Origin of the sequence: Pseudomonas sp. 008, from assembly GCF_016861935.1 — a bacterium.
Taxonomy (GTDB): Bacteria; Pseudomonadota; Gammaproteobacteria; order Pseudomonadales; family Pseudomonadaceae; genus Aquipseudomonas.
In genome coordinates this window covers 280,199-300,278 of the sequence record NZ_BOMA01000002.1, presented here as the reverse complement: position 1 = coordinate 300,278, position 20,080 = coordinate 280,199, and the positions used below count along the sequence as shown (strand labels likewise).

Annotated in this window: 13 protein-coding genes and 2 pseudogenes; 7 read left to right on the top strand and 8 right to left on the bottom strand. The window is 60.6% G+C overall.

What is annotated here, in order from left to right:
* Positions 1–259: 259 nt before the first annotated feature.
* Positions 260–1,030 (top strand): ParA family protein, encoded by a 771-nt coding sequence (locus JUI81_RS05905; RefSeq protein ID WP_019581884.1) that lies wholly within the window; start codon positions 260–262, stop codon positions 1,028–1,030.
* 7 nt (positions 1,031–1,037) lie between these two features.
* On the opposite strand, the gene trxC is transcribed toward JUI81_RS05905, so the two are convergent.
* Entirely contained in the window at positions 1,038–1,472 is a 435-nt protein-coding gene (gene trxC, locus JUI81_RS05900) for a thioredoxin TrxC (RefSeq protein ID WP_019581885.1), read from the bottom strand.
* 269 nt (positions 1,473–1,741) lie between these two features.
* Here trxC and JUI81_RS05895 point away from each other — a divergent pair, with 269 nt between their 5' ends.
* Entirely contained in the window at positions 1,742–2,011 is a 270-nt protein-coding gene (locus tag JUI81_RS05895; RefSeq protein ID WP_019581886.1) for a PbsX family transcriptional regulator, read from the top strand.
* A complete protein-coding gene (locus JUI81_RS05890; protein WP_204123930.1) occupies positions 2,011–2,373 on the top strand; it encodes a type II toxin-antitoxin system PemK/MazF family toxin in 363 nt (120 codons plus the stop codon). The genes JUI81_RS05895 and JUI81_RS05890 overlap by 1 nt, the downstream gene beginning before the upstream one ends.
* A gap of 6 nt (positions 2,374–2,379) precedes the next feature.
* Here JUI81_RS05890 and selO read toward each other — a convergent pair whose 3' ends face one another.
* The 5 genes and pseudogenes from selO to JUI81_RS32160 all read right to left on the bottom strand — a co-directional run.
* Entirely contained in the window at positions 2,380–3,843 is a 1,464-nt protein-coding gene (gene selO, locus JUI81_RS05885; protein ID WP_204123929.1) for a protein adenylyltransferase SelO, read from the bottom strand.
* 48 nt (positions 3,844–3,891) lie between these two features.
* Positions 3,892–7,242, bottom strand: a complete 3,351-nt coding sequence (mscK, locus tag JUI81_RS05880) for a mechanosensitive channel MscK (protein ID WP_204123928.1) — start codon at positions 7,240–7,242, stop codon at positions 3,892–3,894.
* A gap of 34 nt (positions 7,243–7,276) precedes the next feature.
* Positions 7,277–9,019, bottom strand: a complete 1,743-nt coding sequence (locus tag JUI81_RS05875; protein ID WP_019581890.1) for a potassium/proton antiporter — start codon at positions 9,017–9,019, stop codon at positions 7,277–7,279.
* Positions 9,020–9,278: 259 nt separating this feature from the next.
* Positions 9,279–10,142, bottom strand: a complete 864-nt coding sequence (locus tag JUI81_RS32165) for a methyl-accepting chemotaxis protein (RefSeq protein WP_370741086.1) — start codon at positions 10,140–10,142, stop codon at positions 9,279–9,281.
* Positions 10,134–10,889, bottom strand: a pseudogene (locus JUI81_RS32160) (MCP four helix bundle domain-containing protein); the annotation flags it as partial. The pseudogene JUI81_RS32160 and the gene JUI81_RS32165, both read right to left, overlap by 9 nt.
* A gap of 290 nt (positions 10,890–11,179) precedes the next feature.
* On the opposite strand from JUI81_RS32160, the gene JUI81_RS05865 reads away from it, so the two are divergent.
* The 4 genes and pseudogenes from JUI81_RS05865 to JUI81_RS32150 all read left to right on the top strand — a co-directional run bounded on the left by JUI81_RS05865 (position 11,180) and on the right by JUI81_RS32150 (position 13,747).
* Positions 11,180–11,410: a hypothetical protein gene (locus JUI81_RS05865; protein WP_019581892.1), complete on the top strand. Its 231-nt coding sequence runs from the start codon at positions 11,180–11,182 to the stop codon at positions 11,408–11,410.
* Complete coding sequence (locus tag JUI81_RS05860; protein ID WP_019581893.1) at positions 11,407–11,709, top strand: cell division protein ZapA; 303 nt, start codon at positions 11,407–11,409, stop codon at positions 11,707–11,709. The genes JUI81_RS05865 and JUI81_RS05860 overlap by 4 nt, the downstream gene beginning before the upstream one ends.
* A gap of 55 nt (positions 11,710–11,764) precedes the next feature.
* Positions 11,765–12,883 (top strand): annotated as a pseudogene (locus tag JUI81_RS32155) (cache domain-containing protein); the annotation flags it as partial.
* A gap of 18 nt (positions 12,884–12,901) precedes the next feature.
* A complete protein-coding gene (locus tag JUI81_RS32150; RefSeq protein ID WP_374707259.1) occupies positions 12,902–13,747 on the top strand; it encodes a methyl-accepting chemotaxis protein in 846 nt (281 codons plus the stop codon).
* A gap of 99 nt (positions 13,748–13,846) precedes the next feature.
* On the opposite strand, the gene JUI81_RS05850 is transcribed toward JUI81_RS32150, so the two are convergent.
* Positions 13,847–15,649, bottom strand: a complete 1,803-nt coding sequence (locus tag JUI81_RS05850) for an acyl-CoA dehydrogenase (protein ID WP_204123925.1) — start codon at positions 15,647–15,649, stop codon at positions 13,847–13,849.
* A gap of 143 nt (positions 15,650–15,792) precedes the next feature.
* Positions 15,793–19,746, bottom strand: a complete 3,954-nt coding sequence (gene putA / locus JUI81_RS05845) for a trifunctional transcriptional regulator/proline dehydrogenase/L-glutamate gamma-semialdehyde dehydrogenase (RefSeq protein ID WP_204123924.1) — start codon at positions 19,744–19,746, stop codon at positions 15,793–15,795.
* Positions 19,747–20,080: the final 334 nt, after the last annotated feature.

Here is a 20,080-nt window from a genome sequence, read left to right as displayed (position 1 = left end):
GTGCTGCGGACGTGTAGCAAATGCTGGTTACATTTTGCGCAACGAAATGTACCGTCTGGTTCGCGAAAAGCTGTCATTTGGCCATTATCCACAATGCGGCGGACATGTCTGTCGGCACTGTCTGCTATCAATGGACGAGTTGGCAGCTTTTCCGGCCAGAGATTTGCCTATGACTGTGTAGTCTAGATGCTGGCGAGGTAGCTAAGCAGCGATGTGGACTACTACACTCGGTGATTCTTTGATACACGGAGGTTTAGACATGCGGCGCGTGGTGTTCAATCAGAAAGGTGGCGTGGGCAAATCAAGCATTGCCTGCAATCTGGCGGCGGTCAGCGCCAGCGAAGGCTATCGCACGTTATTGGTGGATCTCGATGCCCAGGCCAACTCCACTCAATATCTGACGGGGCTCACCGGTGAGGATATCCCGATGGGTATCGCCGACTTCTTCAAGCAGACCCTGTCCTCCGGGCCGTTCTCGAAGAAAGGTCAGGTCGACATCTACGAAACTCCGTTCGACAACCTTCACGTCATCACTGCCACCGCCGAGCTGGCAGACTTGCAGCCCAAGCTTGAGGCCAAACACAAGATCAACAAGCTGCGTAAATTGCTCGAGGAGCTGGACGGTGATTACGACCGGATCTATCTCGACACCCCGCCAGCGCTGAATTTCTATGCCGTCTCGGCCTTGATCGCCGCTGATCGTGTGCTGATCCCCTTCGACTGCGACAGCTTCTCGCGCCAGGCGCTGTATGGGCTGTTGGCGGAAATCGAAGAGTTGAAGGACGACCACAATGAAGGGCTGGAAGTCGAAGGCATTGTCGTCAACCAGTTCCAGGCTCGCGCCAGCCTGCCCCAGCAAATCCTCGACGAGCTGATCGCCGAAGGGCTGCCGGTACTGCCGGTGTACCTGGCGAGTTCGGTGCGCATGCGCGAATCCCATCAGGCCAACACGCCGCTGATCCACCTCGACCCGCGGCACAAGCTGACCCAGCAATTCGTCGAACTGCACAACCTGTTGGAAAATCCCTGAAAGGCAATCAGATCCCCTGACTGCGCAACCAGCTCATCAACTGCGGTAACGGGAAGGCCCCGCTTTGGCGAGCCACTTCCCGGCCGTTCTTGAACAGAATCAGGCTCGGGATCGAGCGAATCCCCAGCTGCGCCGACAACTGTTGATTCGCTTCGCTGTCCAGCTTGGCCAGCCGACACTTGCCCGCCAATTGCCCCGCCGCCTGCTCGAACACCGGCGCAAACGACTTGCACGGCCCGCACCAATCCGCCCACACATCCACCAGCAACGGCAGGTCACCCTTGATCTGACTGGCGTAATCGCCTTGCTTCAATTCGAACGGCTTGTTCAGCAGGACATCAGCCTTGCAGCGGCCGCACTTTGGATGATCGTTGAGGCGCTCGGCGGGGATGCGGTTCAGGCCGTTGCAGTGGGGGCAGGGGATGAGGAGTGGGGCGGGCATGGGCGGCCTCCGAGCGGGTGAGCGTATGAAGCTGATTTGGAGTCGGGAGCGGGATATATCAAGTCTTTGAAGGGAGATGTTTGTGGAGTGAGTGTCGCAAATGCTCACATTTAATCGGGCATTCGGTCTGTGATCGGTAGCTACGCTGGAAGAAGGCTTCAGAATCCCGAATCGTCTATGGAGAGTTCGCTTTGCCGTTATCTGCGTGCTACTTTTGTTGCACTTATCGAGAAATCGATACCTTTCAATTTTCGGATCGGAGTTATCCCATGTCCGTGACCTCCAAAATCCGCCGACAAGGCGGCGCAGCGGTGATTACTCTTCCGCCTACCTTATTGAAGCTCCTGCACCTGGAGGTGGGGGCACAATTGGAATTGAATGTGGTGGATGGCGAGTTGATAGCTCGTCCGGTTATCCAGCCGCCTCGCAAGCGTTACAGCCTTGAAGAGTTGCTTGAGGGCTCCGAAGCAATGGCCGAATTGAACGCACAGACAGCCTTTGCGCGTGAAGGCGATCCAGTCGGCCGGGAGCTCGGTTAATGGTGCGTCGACAAGCCCCGCAGCGGGGCGATGTCTATTGGATTGATCCGAATCCGGTCGAAGGACGAGAGATGATGAATCGTCATCGCTTCGTGGTGATAACGCCAAGGGAAATCAACGCACTGGGTGTCAGCATGACTGTACCCGTGACCAGTGGCGGGAGTTTCAGTCGAAATTCAGGTCTGGCGGTTATCGTGTCCGGCCACGAAACAAACGGCGTTGCAGTGTGTAATCAGGTACGCAGTTTTGACATTGAGCAACGTGTTCGCGATGGTTCGGCCAAGTTTATCGAACGACTTGATGACGTCACGATGGCAGACATCGTCGCTCGAGTCGTCAGCGCCATAGATCCTCTGGATTAGCCGGCTTTACGACGAACAACTGATCTCCAGATGCCTGCCCCATTCCGGTGGCCGCTCGGCGTAGCTCTCCATCCCCGGCTGCTCCTCGAACGGATTGCTCAGTACCGCGTGCAGTCGACGAACTTCTGAATAGTCGCCGCTTTCCGCCGCATCGATAGCTTTTTGCGCCAGATAATTGCGCAGGATGTACAGCGGATTGACCGCATGCATTCGTTTGCGGCGCAGCGCCTGATCAGCTTCACCTTCACGGGCAACCCGGGCGATGTAGCGCTCACCCCAGGCATCGAAGCCCTTGATGTCGACGAAATCATCACGCAGGCGGGCGACGGCCAGTTCGGGTGATTCATCGCCCAGGCGGCGGAAGAACAGGCTGTAATCGACGCCGCTGTTCTGCATCAGTTGCAGCAGCTGCTCCAGCAGTTTCTGGTCGTCGTCTTCGGCGGTAGTAAGGCCGAGGCGGCGGCGCATCAGGTCCAGGTAGTGAGCCTGGAACAGTGGCAGGTACAGGCCGAGGGTCTCGCGCAGGGCTTCGACGCTGATGAACGGTGTCAGGGCCTGGGCGAGGGCGCTGAGGTTCCACTGGCCAATCGGTACCTGGTTGCTGAAGGAGTAGCGGCCCTGGTCATCGGAGTGGTTGCAGATGAAGTGGGCGTCGAAGTCGTCGAGGAAGGCGAACGGGCCGAAGTCGAAGGTGATGCCGAGGATCGACATGTTGTCGGTGTTCATCACGCCGTGACAGAACCCATAGGCCTGCCATTTGGCGATCAGTTCGGCATTACGCTCGACGATTTCGCGGAACATCGCCAGGTACGGCTCCGGCTGCTCCAGGCAGTGTGGGAAGTGCATGGCCAGCACGTGCTCGCCGAGTTCTTTCTGCTGCTCGGGGCGCTTGGTGTAGTAGAAAAATTCGAAGTGCCCGAAGCGTACATGGCTCGGCGACAGGCGCAGGACCATGGCCGCGCGTTCCTGTTTCTCGCGCCAGACCGGCGTGTCAGAGCCGATCACGCACAGTGCGCGCGTGGTGGGAATGTTCAGGGCATGCAGGGCTTCGGAGGCAAGGAACTCGCGGATCGAGGAGCGCAGCACCGCCCGTCCATCGCCCATGCGTGAGTAAGGCGTCTGACCGGCACCCTTGAGGTGCAGGTCCCAATGCTCGCCGGCTTCGTTATAGACCTCGCCCAGCAACAGGCCGCGCCCGTCGCCCAACTGCGGGTTGTAGGAGCCGAATTGATGCCCGGAATAGACCATCGCCCGCGGCTCGGCTTCAGCCCACAGCTTGTGGCCGCCGAACAGCTCGGCGAACACTGGCGTTTCGGCCTCGGCCGGGTCCAGGTCCAGCAGCGCCATGGCGGCGGGGCTGGCGACCACCAGTCGCGGAGCCGCAATGGGCTCGGGCAGGACGTGGGTTGAGAACGCATCGCCCAGGCGGGCGAAGCGATTGTCGAAGGTCAGTTCGTCGAGGGCTTTCAACGGCCATCTCCAGCAGAATGTCCGAGCATTCTGCTAGGGATAGCGCGCTTAGTCGAGTTCGACAGGCGGCGGCTCTTGCCGCGGTTTGCTGGTGGGTGCCGGAACAACGGTTTTGGCTTCCGGTTCGATCGGCACCATCTTGTACTCTTGGCCCTGAAGGTTCTTGAGATAGACCTCCATCTGCCGGAACGAGATGTTGATGTGCTGCTTCTTGAATTCGCGATTGATGAAGCGGTTGACCTCATCGAGCACCGGGTTGCGGTCACCGAGGTCACGCACATGCATGCGCAACTCGTGGTCGAGGGTGCTTTCGCCGAAGTTCAGGAAGTACACCTGGGGTTCCGGGTCCTTCAGCACGCGCGGGTTATTGCGGGCTGCCTTGAGCAGCAGCTCTTTGACCAGGTCCAGGTCCGAGCCGTAGTCGACGCCGAGCTTGAGGGTCACCCGGGTGATGGTGTCGGTCAGCGACCAGTTGATCAGTTGCCCGGTGATGAACGTCTTGTTCGGGACGATGATGTCCTTGCGGTCAAAGTCGGTGATGGTCGTGGCACGGATGCGGATCTTGCTCACGGTGCCTGACAGGTTGCCGATGGTGATGGTGTCGCCGATCCGCACCGGGCGTTCGAACAGGATCATGATGCCGGAGATGAAGTTGGCGAAGATTTCCTGCATCCCGAAACCGAGACCCACCGACAGCGCCGCCACCAGCCATTGCAACTTGTCCCAGCTCACGCCGAGCGTGGACAGGGTCGAGACGAAACCGACACCGGCGATCACATAGGACAGCAACGTGGTCGTGGCGTAGGAACTGCCCTGGGCCAGGTTGAGCTTGGACAGCACAAACACTTCCAGCAGACCCGGCAAGTTGCGCGCCAGCGCGAAGGTGATGCCGATGATGATCAGCGCGCCAAGCATGTCGCCGATGCTGATCGGCACCATGCTCATGTTGGCGCCGGTGCCGCTGGTGTATTCGTAGAGGGTGATGTTGTCCAGGTACGAGAACACCGAAATCAGGTCTGACCAGACCCAGTACAGCGCCGCGATGAAACCGCCGAGCAGGGCCAGGCGGATCAGTCGCAGGGACTGCTCGTTGACCTTCTCGATGTCCAGGGTCGGCTCTTCGATCACCGCTTCGCCGTCGCCAGCCTCTTTCGCAGCCTGGCGTTTGGCCAGGGCGCGCTGATAGGCCAGGCGGCGTGCCGCAACGCTGAGGCCGCGCACGAAGGTGGCTTCGATCACCAGCCAGAACATCAAGAGGTACAGGGTGTTGATCAACCGGTCGCTGAGTTTCAGCGCGGTGTAGTAGTAGCCGAAGCACACCGCGACGAACAACGCGATCGGCAGGACGGTGAACATGACTCCCACGGCCTTGCGGAACAGCGAGGCGTTTTCGTGGGTCGGGCTGCTGACCAGCAGCCGGCTGAGCAGCCAGGCCATCAAGGCGTAGCAGGTCAGTACCACCGGCATGCCGAGCACATCATCAGCCAGCGTCGCCGGTTGCAGTTCGGCGACCGCCACCACGGTCACCAGAGCCATCACCACCAGCCCGAGCCGGCGAATCCAGCCTTGAAGGAATTCGACCTGGGGTTTTTCCCAGCGGAAATGCAGTTCGGCCACGCCGCCCGGTGCGAGGATGCGGTAGGCGGTGTAGAACACCAACCAGGCTTGGGCCATCTGCAACAGCGCCGCGCCCATATTGGCGTTCTGCCCGCGGGCGTCGATTTGCAAGGCCAGGCCGCACAAGGCCAGGCCCAGGGAAACCGGCATCGCCAGCAGGATGTTGATCAGAATCGCTTGCGGGGTATGCCACTGACTGTCGCGTTTGAAATGGCCGATGTCCTGGTGAACTTTGTTCAGGCGGGCATAGAGATTTTTGCGGCGCCACAGCAGCGCGCCGATCAGCAAGGCCAGCGGCAGGAACAGCAGCGGTCGTTGCGTCAGGCCATCGGTCAATTCGCTCAGGCTCGAGGCCCATGGCAGGGTCGTGACCTGGCGTTGCAGGCGTTCCGGTACGTTATGTATCCACTCAAGATCCAGCGGCTTGTTGCTGGGAATCCAGAACATCTGCTCGTCCAGCGTAGCCCGCAGACTTTGCGCGGTGCTGAGCAGTTGTTTCTGATTGAGTTGCAGCGTGATGGATTCGTTGAGCACCGCGCTCAGTTCGCGATTCAAGCGCTCCAACAGGTCTGCGCGGGTGTTGGCCAGGTCCAGCAGGCTCTTGCGCAGTTGTGGGGTGACTTGCTCGGGTGGTTGAGTCGCCAGCAGGTTATCGACGTAGGTGATCGGGTTGCTGAGCAGTTCCCGTTGCTGGCTGACTTCGAACTGATACAGGCGAATGTCGGCAATCTGGTCGGCCAGGTCGCGGTCGAGCCTTAGACGCGGCAGGGCCTGTTTCTGTTTGTAGAGAATCTTGGAGAGCAGCAGGCTGCCCTTGAGCACGTTGATCTGTTCGTCCAGCGCCGAGTCGCTCTGGGTCACGCTGTCCAGTTGCTGCTTGGTCTGCAGGTTCTGTTGAGTGACTTCGTTGAGGCGGTCGGTGCTTTTGAGCAGGTAGTCGGAGAGCTTCAGGTTGGCCGCGCTTTCGGTGGCCAGCAGGCTACTGCCACCGGCCTTCTGCGCCTCGATGGACTGCTGGGTCACGGTCTCTTGCGACTGGGCCAGGCGTTTCTGGTTGATCAGGGTTTGCAGGTCCTGGATCTCCTGATCCAGGCGATCGGATTTTTCCGACAGCAAGTCGTGCTGGCTGTTGCCCAGGTCCTGCAACAGGCTGTTGCCGGCCAGTTCCTGGCGACGCAACGGAATCAAGGCGTTCAGTGCCGCAAGCTCGGCGTTGAGCTGATCGCGTTGCTCGGCGGTCAGGGGCTTGCCGCTGTCCTTGCCAAGTTTGAGGATGTTGTTGATCTGCTGGATGCGCGTCTGGCTGGCAGAGATCTCGGCCTGGGCGCGCTCGGGGCGGGTCTGGGCGGTAATGATCAGGCTGTTCGCTTCGGCCAGGGCTTTCTGCAGGTCGCTTTGTTGAGTGGAACGTTCGGTCAGCAGTTGCTCAAGCTGCTGAATCGTCTCTTTGGTATAGCGCTGCCCCACCGGCACCACTTTGGTGGCCTTGAGGCGGGTCAGCTCGCGCTGGTTCTCGATGTTCTGCCTTGGAGCGTTGGTCAACTGCTGCTTGAGATCGATCAGCTTCTGGTCGTAATCACGCCGGTTGTTGAGCTGGGTGAGCGTGCTCTGCAGGACCGCTTGCAGGGCTTTCTGATCGGCCTCCGGCAGTTTGCGGTCAGCGATCTTGTCCAGACTCGCTTGCACGGCTTCGCTGGACGGCGGCTCGGCGGCTTGCAGCGTGTTGATGGAAAGACTTAAGCCCAGCAGGGCCATGATGAAAAAGGTACGCAGAGTTGACATAGAGACCGATCGAAAACGAGACGAAGTAAGGAGTTTAGAGGAACAGGCCGGGGCCGGGGCGACTTCCTTCGGGGAATCTGACGCCCACTTTCCCAATCTTGTTCCCTTCCATGACCGCGACGGTCCAGAGGGTGTTGTTCCACTCCACCTGGTCACCGACGACTGGAGCGCCGCCCACTTTCTGGGCAATGAAGTGGCCCAGGGACATGTTCGGATCGATGCCCTCGACTTTCAATCCATACAGGGCAGCAACCGCGCCCAGCTGGGCGTCTCCTTCGAGTACGAAGTCGCCGAAGAAGCGCAAATCCAGCCCCCGTTGCGGTGCCTGGCTGAAGAGTTTTCCGAGGGCCGGAAGGTTGTGTTCATGGCCGATCACGCAGAGCAAATCATCGACTTCGAGCACCGTACTACCCGACGGATGGAGCAGTTGCTGGCCACGAAACAGGGCCGCGATACGTGTGCCTTCGGGCATTTTCAGCTCGCGAAGGGGTGAACCGATGCACCATTTCTCGGCACCGAGGCGATACACGAACAGTTCCCACTCGCTGGTGACATGCACTTCCAGCGCCGATCGGGAGATCGGCAGGGGCTCCGGCGGGACGGTCACTTTCAAAAGCTTGGCGACCCACGGCAGGCTTGTGCCCTGCACCAACAGCGACACCAGCACGATAAAGAACGCCAGATTGAAATACAGTTGAGCATTGGGCAGTCCCGCCATCAGTGGGAACACCGCCAGAATGATCGGTACGGCACCGCGCAGGCCAACCCAGGAAATGAATGCCTTCTCGCGTCCATGGAACGCCTTGAACGGCAGCAGTCCAGCCAGCACCGACAGCGGGCGGGCAAACAGAATCATCCACAGCGCCAGGCCCAGCGCCGGCAAAGCGATCGGCAGCAGGTCATGGGGCGTGACCAGCAGCCCCAGCACCAGGAACATGCCGATCTGGGCCAGCCAGGCCATGCCGTCGAGCATATGCAAAATGCCGTGACGGCTGCGTACCGGGCGGTTGCCGATCACCAGGCCGCACAGGTACACCGCCAAAAAGCCGCTGCCGTGCAGGGCGTTGGTCAGGGCGAACACCACCAGGCCGCCGGCAATTACCAGAATTGGATAAAGGCCAGTGGCCAGGTGGATGCGGTTGACCAGTTGCAGCATCAGCCAGCCACCGGCGAGGCCGATGACGCCGCCAATACCGAACTCACGCAGCAAGTGCCCGAGCAGGCTCCAGTGCAGGCCGGTCTGGCCGCTGGCGAGCATGTCGATCAGGGTGACGGTGAGAAACACTGCCATCGGGTCGTTGCTGCCGGATTCGATCTCCAGGCTGGCGGTCACCCGCTCGTTCAGGCCTTTGCCGCCGAGCAGCGAGAACACGGCCGCGGCATCGGTGGAACCGACGATGGCGCCGATCAGCAGGCCCTGAATCAGGTTCAGGTCGAACAACCACGCCGCCGCCATCCCGGTCAGCCCGGTGGTGATCAACACCCCGACCGTGGCCAGCGACAGCGCCGGCCATAACGCCACGCGAAAACTCGCCACCCGGGTGCGTAAGCCGCCGTCGAGCAAGATCACTGCCAGGGCGAGGTTGCCGACCAGATAAGCCGTGGGGTAGTTATCGAAAATAATGCCGGCGCCGTCGACACCGGCCGACATGCCCACCGCAAGGATGATCACCAGAATCGGGATCCCGAGGCGCGATGAAAGTGAGCTCACCAGAATGCTCGCACCTACCAGCAACGCGCCGATCAAGAACAGGCTGTTGATGGTCGTCGCATTCAAAGGCAGTACTCCGGAAGCATAAAGGCGGGCGCAAACTGACCATGCAGTCCGCGTGCCAGCGATTCTAACCTGTTGAAATGTGATGCTGTCAAAAAGCTTTTGACGGCGATCATCCCCTGTGGCGAGGGGGCTTGCTCCCGCTGGGCCGCGTAGCGACCCCCAAACCGGCGCTGCGGTGCGCCAGGTTCAACGCGTGGGTCAATTGCGACTGCTTCGCAGCCGAGCGGGAGCAAGCTCCCTCGCCACAGGGGGGCAGCCGTTACAGGCTAAACCGCCCAACCATGTTGTTCAGGTCCAGCGCCAGGCGCGACAGTTCGTTGCTGGCCGCACTCGTCTGGTTGGCACCGGTGGCCGATTGCACCGACAGATCGCGAATGTTCACCAGATTGCGGTCCACTTCACGGGCCACTTGCGCCTGCTCTTCGGCCGCGCTGGCGATCACCAGGTTGCGCTCGTTGATTTCGACGATGGCGCTGTTGATGGTGTCCAGCGACAGGCCGGCACCGCGCGCGATGTTCAAGGTCGACTCGGCGCGCTCGGTGCTGTTGCGCATCGAGTCCACGGCGTGTTCGGTGCCACTCTGAATGCTGCCGATCATGCGTTCGATTTCGCTGGTCGACTGCTGGGTGCGATGAGCCAGGGCGCGCACTTCGTCGGCAACCACCGCAAAGCCACGACCGGCTTCACCGGCACGGGCCGCTTCGATGGCGGCGTTCAACGCCAACAGGTTGGTCTGGTCAGCCAGGCCGCGAATCACGTCCAGCACTTTGCCGATGTCTCGCGACTCGTTGGCCAGATCGCCGATCAGAGTGGCGGTGCTCTGCACGTCGGCGCTCATGCGTTCGATGGCGCTGACGGTCTCCTGTACCAGGTCACGACCGTCGCCCGCCGAAGTGGTGGCGTTTTTCGAGGCTTCGGAAGTGCTCACGGCATTGCGCGCGACTTCTTCCACGGCGCTGGTCATTTCGTTGACGGCGGTGGCGGCCTGTTCGATTTCGTTGTTCTGCTGGGTCAGGCCACGGGCGCTTTCGTCGGTGACACTGTTCAGTTCTTCCGCAGCAGACGCCAGTTGCGTGGCCGAACCGGAAATCCGTTGCAGGGTGTCGCGCAGTTTGTCCTGCATCTTCGCCATGGCGGCCAATAGACGACCGGCTTCATCTTCGCCATCGACCGTGATCGGGCGCGTCAGGTTGCCTTCGGCGATTTCTTCGGCGGCGCTCAGGGCGTTGGCGATCGGTTTGGTGATGCTGTTGGTCAGCAGCCAGGCGAACAGCAGGGTCAGGCCGGTGGCGATGACCAGCAGGGTCACCACCAGGCTGAAGGCCGAAGAATACTGGTCGGCGGCTTGCTGGTTGGTGTCGATGGTCTGCTGGGTGTTGATCTCTAGCAAGCGATTGAGCACGGTGTTCATGGCTTCAGAGTTGTTCAGCAAATCGGTATTGACCAGTGTGCGCTGTTCGTCGATCTGATTGTTGCGCGACAGGCTCTTCATCCGGTCTTCGATCTGGCGGTACTGCCCCAGCAACTGCACATACTGATCATAGGCTGCACGTTCCTGTGGGCTGGCGATCAACTTTTCGTAGGATGCCTGAGCCGCTCGGATCTGCTGGTTTCGGGTTTCCAGCAGCTCGATGGTTTTCTGCTGGACGTCCGGCTCACGATTCACGAGCAGACGATAGGCCAGCACACGCAGGCGCAGTGTCAGCTGAGTGAATTCGTCGAGGCTTTTAATGCTCGGTACGCTGTTTGAGGTGATCTCCTCGGCGGCGCCGCGAATCTTGCTCATCTGGTTCAGGGCGAACACCCCCAAGATCAGCATCATGGCGCCAATCAGGGTGAAACCGAGGAACGCCCGCGGTGCGATATTCATATTTCTTAGGGACATGGTGTTCACCGAAAAAAGCGCCTCCGTGCGAGGCTGAGACTGTTGTATGGATGACTTATCGGTCATACGACTAAAGTCTTGAGTCGCTGCGCGCATTTGTCGCAGTAGGGCCGCGACGACGAAGTGCAGGAACCAGAACCGGCATTCACAGTCTTTAAAGTTCGCGAGGAAGGTCGACTGCCAGCAAAATCAAGGCCTTGCGCCTGCATAACCCTGGCTTCCACAGTGACTTTTCTTTATCGTACGCGCCCTTTGAAAATGCCCGGAAAATCAAAATGTTAGAAGCATCCCTAAGCCAATTGGAACAACTGGTCAGCGACCTGGTGCAACAGAACCAGGTTCTGCTCGGCACCAATCAATCCCTGAGTGCGGAGCTGGCCCAGGTCAAGGATGAAAACGAAAGCTTGCAACTGAGCCTGATGGAGCAGGAAGAGAAACAAGGCGCCACCGTTGCACGCATTCAGGCCTTGGTTGAGCGCGTCAGCGCCGGCCCTGTCAGCGCATGAGTTACGGCGCCGCAGGGGTAAAAGTCGTCTCGATTCTGGGTGAAGACTATTCAATCAAGGCGCCGGCCGGGGAAGAGCAGACCCTGCTGGACGCCGCCTTAATGTTGAAGGCCGCTCTGGCCGAGACCAAAAAGAAATACCCGGCGCTGATCGGTGACCGCTTGCTGGTGCTGGCGGCGATGAATCTGTGCTCGCAGCAGATCGAAATGCAAAAGCGTCACCAGCAGGAACTCGACCGTTACCAAGAGCAAGTCAGCGCCACGGTTGAAGTGATCGCCAAGACGATCAAACAGGCCTGAGCGGCTTTGCGCACAACCAAAGAATAAATTGTCGTTTGTGTTGTATACAATCGGCATGGCTGTTGCAGTGTTTCAGCCTCTTATTCTTTGGGGGTGCTCCATGCAGTTCTGGCGACGCAGTATTCAATGGCAGTTGATCCTGAGCATGGGCACCGCCCTGCTGGTCAGTATTCTGATCGTGGTTGGCATTTATACCCTCGTGGTCAACCGCCTCGCCCAGCGCTATCTGGTCGAGCAGGCGTTGCCGTCGAGCATCGAAGCGATGCGCAACGACATCGAGCGCATCCTCGTTCAACCCCTCACCGCCGCCAAGGACATCGCCAGTAACAGCATGGTGCGCGACTGGTTGGCCGGAGGCGAAAACACTGCCCAGACCGCGACCTTCGTCAGTTACCTGGAAGGCATCCGCGCTGAGCACAAAGCCTTTACCGCGCTGATCATCGGTGCCGCTTCAAACCATTACTTCACCGAAAAGGGCCTGGACCGCACACTCAGCCGCTCCAATCCCAATGACGCCTGGTTCTATTCGTTCCTCGACAGCAATCAACCGCGCACCCTCAATATCGACAATGACACCGCCACCGGCGAGTTGGCGCTGTTCATCGACCTCAAGGTCGAGCAGGCCGGTAAAGTCGTGGGCGTGGCCGGGCTGGGCCTGAGCATGAAAGAGCTGTCGGAGCTGATCCACAACTTCAACTTCGGTGAGCGCGGCAAGGTCTATCTCGTGCGCTCCGACGGTTTGATCCAGGTTCATCCCGAGGCGCAGTTCAGCGGCAAACGTACGCTGGTCGAACAGATCGGCGCTTCGGCGGCGCAAGCGGTGATGACCTCCACCGCGTCTGGCAGCAGCAGTTTTGCCCGCGATGGCGAAGAGTTTCTGGCGTTGAGCCTGCCGCTACGTGATCTGGGCTGGACCCTGGTGGCCGAAGTGCCGCAGTCGCAGATCTACGCTGAAGCTCGCCGGGCGATGTGGATGAGCGGCGGCATTGGTCTGGCGGTGGCGTTGGTTTGTCTTTTATTGGTGGTGTTGCTGGCTCGTGGATTGGTGCGACCGATTCGTCAGGTAACAGCGGCGTTGGTTGCCATCGGTAGCGGTGGTGGAGATTTGACCCACAGGTTAGATTCCAGCCGCGCCGATGAGTTGGGTGACCTGGCTCGCGGCTTTAATCGGTTCCTGGAAAGTCAGCGCGAGATGATCGGCGAAGTGCTGGCCACCAGTGAGCGTTTACGCACGGCGGTCGGCCAGGTGGCGCGGGTGGTGGACAACACTGCTGAGCGTTCTGGACGTCAGCAGGAAATGACCGACATGGTTGCCACCGCCGTCCATGAGATGGGGCTGACCGTGCAGGAAATCGCCCAGAACGCTGGCAACGCGGCGGTCGCTTCGCAAACCGCGCGAGATGAAGCGCTGCAGGCGCGGGAAGTGGTGGGTGGTTCGATTCGGCATATAGAAAGTATGTCTGACGAAATTGGCGTCGCCGCCGGAGCGGTGGGTGAGTTGGCCCAGCAGGTGGCGTCGATCGATCAAGTGCTGGCGGTGATTCGCGGGATTTCCGAGCAGACCAATTTGCTCGCGCTCAACGCCGCCATCGAAGCGGCGCGGGCCGGGGATATGGGGCGCGGCTTTGCGGTGGTGGCCGATGAAGTGCGGACCCTGGCGCGACGGACGCAGTCGTCCACCGACGAGATCCAGCAGATGATCGGCAGCCTCAAGCAGGGCGCGGAGCATGCAGTGTCTTCAATGCACGCCGGGCAAGCGGCGACCGGCACGGGGGTTGAGTCAAGCCAGCGCACCGGGGCGTCGTTGACGGCGATTACCGGGCAGGTCGAGCACATCAGCGACATGAACCATCAGGTGGCCACAGCGACGGAAGAGCAATCGGCGGTGACGGAAGAGATCAACCGCAACGTGCAGGGCATTTCCGATTTGGCGCGGGCGACGGCGGGGGAGGTCAGGGCTTGTCGTGAAGACTGTCAGACGTTGCAGCGCCTGGCCGATGATTTGGCGCGGCAGATGGGCAGTTTCAAACTCACCTAACCGATCGTTCCCACGCTCCGCGTGGGAATGCAGCCCGGGACGCTCCGCGTCCCTTCCGCGGCCGTGACGCAGAGCGTGGGAACGATCGGTGTCAGCGGGTCAGAACCACTCATCCTGCATGCTCAGGCACACATCATCCCGCGCCTCAAGAATCGCCAGTTCATGGTGGCAACCCGGCACTTCCCACGTCAGGAAATACCGCGCCGCCTGTAACTTGCCTTTATAGAAGCTCACATCCGCCGCATTAGCCTTGGCCAACCCTTCCTCGGCACGAATCGCCTGTTCCAGCCAGCGCCAGCCGATCACCGTATGACCGAACACTTTCAGGTACAGCGCCGAGTTCGCCAGGCTGCTGTTGACCTTGCCCTGAGCCAGATCGGTCAACAGACCGATGGTCACGGTTTGCAGGCGTGCCACCAGTTTCTCCAGAGGCTCACGCAACGCGGTCAACGATTCATGGGCTTGTGCCCGCTCGGCGGTGTCGGCGATCAGACGGATCAATTGCTTGAGCCCCGCGCCACCGTTTTGCGCCAGTTTGCGCCCCAGCAAGTCCAGCGACTGAATGCCGTGGGTGCCTTCATGGATCGGGTTCAGGCGGTTGTCGCGGTAATACTGCTCCACCGGATACTCGCGGGTGTAGCCGTGACCGCCGAGAATCTGGATCGCCAGTTCGTTGGCCTTCAGGCAAAACTCCGACGGCCAGGATTTGACGATCGGCGTCAGCAGATCCAATAGCTCGTGGGCCTGTTTGCGCTCGGCTTCGCCTTCAAGCGTCGTGGTGTCGTCGAACAGCCGCGCCGCGTACAACCCGAGGTCGAACGCGCCTTCGACGTAGGCTTTCTGGGTCAGCAGCATGCGTTTGACGTCGGCGTGCTGAATGATTGCCACCGGTGCGGTGGTCGGATCCTTGCTGTCCGGCACCCGACCTTGCGGACGCTCGCGGGCGTATTCCAGGGAATACAGATACCCGGCGTAGCCCAGCATCACCGCGCCCATGCCGACACCGATCCGCGCCTCGTTCATCATCTGGAACATGTAGCTCAAGCCATGGTGCGGCTTGCCCACCAGATAGCCGACACACTCACCGTTGTCGCCGAAGTTCAGCGCGGTGGAGGTGGTGCCGCGCCAGCCCATCTTGTGGAACAAACCGGCCAGCAGCACATCGTTGCGCTTGCCGAGACTGCCGTCATCGTTGACCAAAAACTTGGGCACGATAAACAGCGAGATCCCCTTCACCCCGGCCGGCGCGTCCGGCAACTTGGCCAACACCATGTGCACGATGTTTTCCGACAGCGGGTGGTCACCGCCGGAGATGAAGATCTTGTTGCCCTTGAGTCGATAGGTGCCGTCGGACGCCGGCTCGGCGCGGGTACGAATATCCGACAGTGACGAGCCGGCATGGGGCTCGGTCAGTGCCATGGTGCCGAAGAAGCGACCGTCGATCATCGGTTGCAGAAAACGCTGCTTCTGCTCATCGGTGCCGAAGCTTTCAATCAGGTTGGCCGCGCCCATAGTCAAGAACGGGTAGGAGGTCGACGCCGCGTTGGCCGATTGAAAGTGCGCGAAGCAAGCCTGGGACAGCAGCGTAGGAAGTTGCATGCCGCCGGCATCGAAACTGCGCGCGGCGTTGAGGAAACCGGCTTCGAGGAAGGCATCCACTGCCGGTTTCACTTCCGGAATCAGAATCGCCTGACCGTCCTCATAGCGCGGCTCGTTCTCATCGCCCTTGCGGTTGTGCGGGGCGAAGAACTTCTCGGCGATGTTGCGGGCAGTGCCGATGGCGGCATCGAAGGTCTCGCGATTGTGCTCGGCGAAACGCTCACGTTGGGTCAGGCCCTCGGCATCAAGGACTTCATACAGCTCGAAAGCCAGATTGCGGGAACTGAGCAACGTCTCGGACATGGCGGCCTACCTTTATTTGGGATGGTCCGAGTCTAGGCGTGGGAATAGAGGCTGAACAGGATGATTGATCTTGGTGATGGAGAAGCAAAAGATCTTGCTTGAAAAACCGGACGCCCATTGCAGGCGCCCGGCTTTATTACGGTTTAACCGATAGTCATCAAGCTGGCATTACCACCCGCCGCCGCGGTGTTTACGCTCAATGCGCGCTCGATCACCAGGCGCTCCAGCGCAATGTTGGTCTCGCCCTGGGACAGGCCTTGAACCCCAACGATGGCGCCGGCACGCTTGGCAATCTGCTGGCACACCGCGCGCAGCTGATCGGAATGGCCATGATGCAGAACGGCATCAACCACCACTTCGTCTTTGGTCCAGTCGGCCACCCGTTTGATCCGCGCCTGAATTTCCTTCGGCAGACGTGCGAACAAGGCCTTGCCCGGTTCAGCGTCCGGCCACACCGCCGAACCACCGACGGCCAATACCGCGGCCAGTTGAGTCAGCAGATCGCCTTCTACATCCGCCAGACACAGCACGTGTTCGCGCGGCAGGATGGCGTAGCTGTTGCGCTCGCCGGTCGGGCCGGCCAGCACGCGGGTGATCCCGCTTTGCGATTGCGCCGCGAACTGCACGCACAGGGCGCTCAGGTCCGTGAGCTTGTTGCTGTCGGCCCAGGCTTGCAGCGCGGTCAGCGGTTTGCTCATGGCGTCACGCAGACGCACGTCCGGCGCTGCGATAGCGTCGCCGCGAGCGAAGGATTGTTCGATCGCATCGGTAGGACGCGTCGACAGCAGACGGTACAGGTACAGCGGACCACCGGCTTTCGGACCGGTCCCCGACAGGCCTTCGCCGCCGAACGGTTGCACGCCGACCACGGCACCGACGATGTTGCGGTTGACGTAGACGTTACCGGCGTTGACGTTGTCGATCACCTTGGCGATGGTTTCGTCGATGCGAGTGTGCACGCCGAGAGTCAGGCCGTAGCCGGATGCATTGATCTGGCCGATCAGTTGGTCGATGTCTTTGCGCTTGTAGCGCACCACGTGCAGCACCGGGCCAAAGATCTCCCGTTGCAGCTCGTCGAAGCTTTCCAGCTCGATCAGGGTCGGCATGACGAAGGTGCCGCGTTTGACTTCTTCGCTGTTGGCGATCGCCACCTGGTACACGTTGCGACCTTTGTCGCGCATGGCCTGGATGTGCTTCTCGATGCCGGCCTTGGCTTCGGCGTCGATCACCGGGCCGATGTCCACGGACAGGCGCTCTGGATTGCCAAGACGGCATTCCGCCATGGCGCCCTTGAGCATTTCGATGACACGGTCAGCGGAATCTTCCTGCAAGCACAGCACCCGCAGCGCCGAGCAGCGTTGACCGGCGCTGTCGAACGCCGACGACACCACGTCGATGACGACTTGTTCGGTCAGTGCCGAGGAGTCGACGATCATCGCGTTCTGGCCGCCGGTTTCGGCGATCAGCGGAATCGGACGGCCCTGGGCATCCAGGCGACCGGCGATGTTGCGTTGCAGCAGGCGCGCGACTTCGGTGGAGCCGGTGAACATCACGCCTTTGACCCGATCGTCGCCGACCAGGCGGGCACCGACGGTTTCGCCACGGCCCGGCAGCAGTTGCAGCACGCCTTCCGGAATCCCGGCTTCGAGCAGCAGGCGCACGGCTTGAGCAGCGACCAGCGGGGTTTGCTCGGCAGGCTTGGCCAGTACCGGGTTACCGGCGGCCAAAGCAGCAGCCACTTGGCCACTGAAGATTGCCAGCGGGAAGTTCCACGGGCTGATGCACACCACCGGGCCCAGTGGGCGGTGGGCGTCGTTGGTGAAATCGTTGCGTGCCTGCACCGCGTAATAACGCAGGAAGTCCACGGCTTCACGCACTTCGGCGATGGCGTTGGCGAACGTCTTGCCGGCTTCGCGAGCCAACAGGCCCATCAGCGGCTGGATCTCGCCTTCCATCAAATCGGCGGCACGTTCCAGAATCGCGGCGCGTTCGGCCGGCGGCGTGGCCTGCCAGATCGGCGCAGCATTCAAGGCGCACTGGATCGCGTTGTCGACGTCTTCGACGGTGGCTTCCTGCACGTGGCCCACCACGTCACGCAGATCGGACGGGTTCAGGACTGGCGCAGGGGTTTCAGTGCTGGAGGCGCAACCGAGCATCGGCGCGGCTTTCCAGTTGTTGTGCGCGGTGGCCAGCAGCGCGCACGACAGCGAAGCCAAACGATGTTCGTTGGCCATGTCGATGCCGCTGGAGTTGGCGCGCTCGGCACCGTACAGGTCACGTGGCAGCGGGATGCGCGGGTGCGGCAGGCCGAAGCCGCCTTCCAGCGTCGCCATCTGCTCGATGCTGGCCACCGGGTCGGCCACCAGCTCCTGAATCGAGATCGACTGGTCGGCAATGCGGTTAACGAACGAGGTGTTCGCGCCGTTTTCCAGCAGACGACGCACCAGGTACGCCAGCAGGGTTTCGTGGGTGCCGACCGGAGCGTACACGCGGCACGGACGGTTCAGCTTGCCTTCGGAGACTTTGCCTACAACCTGTTCGTACAGTGGTTCGCCCATGCCGTGCAGGCACTGGAACTCGTACTGACCGGGGTAATAGTTCTGGCCAGCGATGTGGTAAATGGCCGACAGCGTGTGGGCGTTGTGCGTGGCGAATTGCGGGTAGATGACTTCCGGTACCGACAGCAGTTTGCGCGCGCAGGCGATGTAGGAAACGTCGGTGTACACCTTGCGGGTGTAGACCGGATAGCCCTCTAGGCCTTCGACCTGGGCGCGTTTGATTTCGCTGTCCCAGTAAGCGCCTTTCACCAGGCGGATCATCAGGCGATGACGGCTGCGGCGAGCCAGATCGATCACGTAGTCGATCACGTAAGGGCAGCGCTTTTGGTAAGCCTGGATCACAAAACCGATGCCGTTCCAGCCGGTCAGTTGCGGCTCGAAGCACAGGCGCTCCAGCAGATCCAGCGACAACTCGAGGCGGTCGGCTTCTTCGGCGTCGATGTTCAGGCCGATATCGTATTGCTTGGCCAGCAGGGTCAGCGACAGCAGGCGCGGGTACAGCTCGTCCATCACGCGCTCGTACTGGGCGCGGCTGTAACGCGGGTGCAAGGCGGACAGCTTGATCGAAATGCCCGGGCCTTCGTAAATCCCACGGCCGTGAGAGGCTTTGCCGATCGCATGGATGGCTTGTTCGTACGAGGCCAGGTACTTCTGGGCGTCATGTTCGGTGAGGGCGGCTTCGCCCAGCATGTCGTAGGAATAGCGGAAGCCTTTGGCTTCGAACTTGCTGGCGTTGGCCAGGGCTTCGGCGATGGTTTCGCCGGTGACGAACTGCTCGCCCATCAGGCGCATGGCCATGTCGACGCCCTTGCGGATCATCGGCTCGCCGCTCTTGCCGATGATGCGGCTCAGGGACGAGGTCAGGCCGGCTTCGTTATGGGTGGCGACCAGTTTGCCGGTCAGCAGCAAGCCCCAAGTGGCGGCGTTGACGAACAGCGACGGGCTGTTGCCCAGGTGAGGTTGCCAGTTGCCGGTGCTGATCTTGTCGCGGATCAGCGCGTCGCGGGTGCCTTTGTCCGGGATGCGCAGCAGCGCTTCGGCCAGGCACATCAGCGCCACGCCTTCCTGGGAGGACAGGGAAAATTCCTGCAACAGGCCCTGAACAATTCCGGCACGGCCGCCGGCGCTCTTCTGATTACGCAGTTTCTCGGCAATCGAGGCGGCGAGCTTGTTGGTGGCGTCGGCCATCGGTGCCGGCAAGCGAGCTTGTTCGATCAGCATCGGCACCACTTCAGGTTCCGGGCGACGGTAAGCGGCAGTGATCGAGGCGCGCAGCACCGATTGCGGCAGGATGCTTTCGGCGAATTCCAGGAAGCACTGGTGCGCGTGATCGACGTGGACCTCGCCGGCTTCATCGACTTCCTTGCCATTCAAACCGTTCAGCTCGGACAGGGTTGCACCACCCTCGAGTTTTTCCAGGTAATTGAAAATTGCCTGCTTGATCAGCCAGTGCGGCGTGCGATCAATCGAGGTCGCGGCGGCCTTGAGGCGTTCGCGGGTCGGGTCGTCAAGTTTGACCCCAAGGGTGGTGGTAGCCATATTTTTATCCTCATGTTTGCCACGACCGCGTGGCATCAGCTGGCGGCAAGATTAGCCCTGCTCTGGTCGAGGTGCAACCGGGTGCAACCCTTTTTTTGTCGGAATAATAAGCAGCTCGTCAGGAAATAAATTCTGGTACACAAGTCCTGTGCCTGCTTGGTGCTTTTACTTCTAGTGCAACCTGAAAAACGCCCTAAAAGGGAGCAAAAACCGACCCTTCTCAAGAAAATCCGACTAGGTGCAACTTATTCGAACGAAACTGGTTGCACCTTATTTGCTTTGTTGAATAGCATTCGCGGCCAAGGTGCAACCGGTCAAAAAGATCGGTGCACCG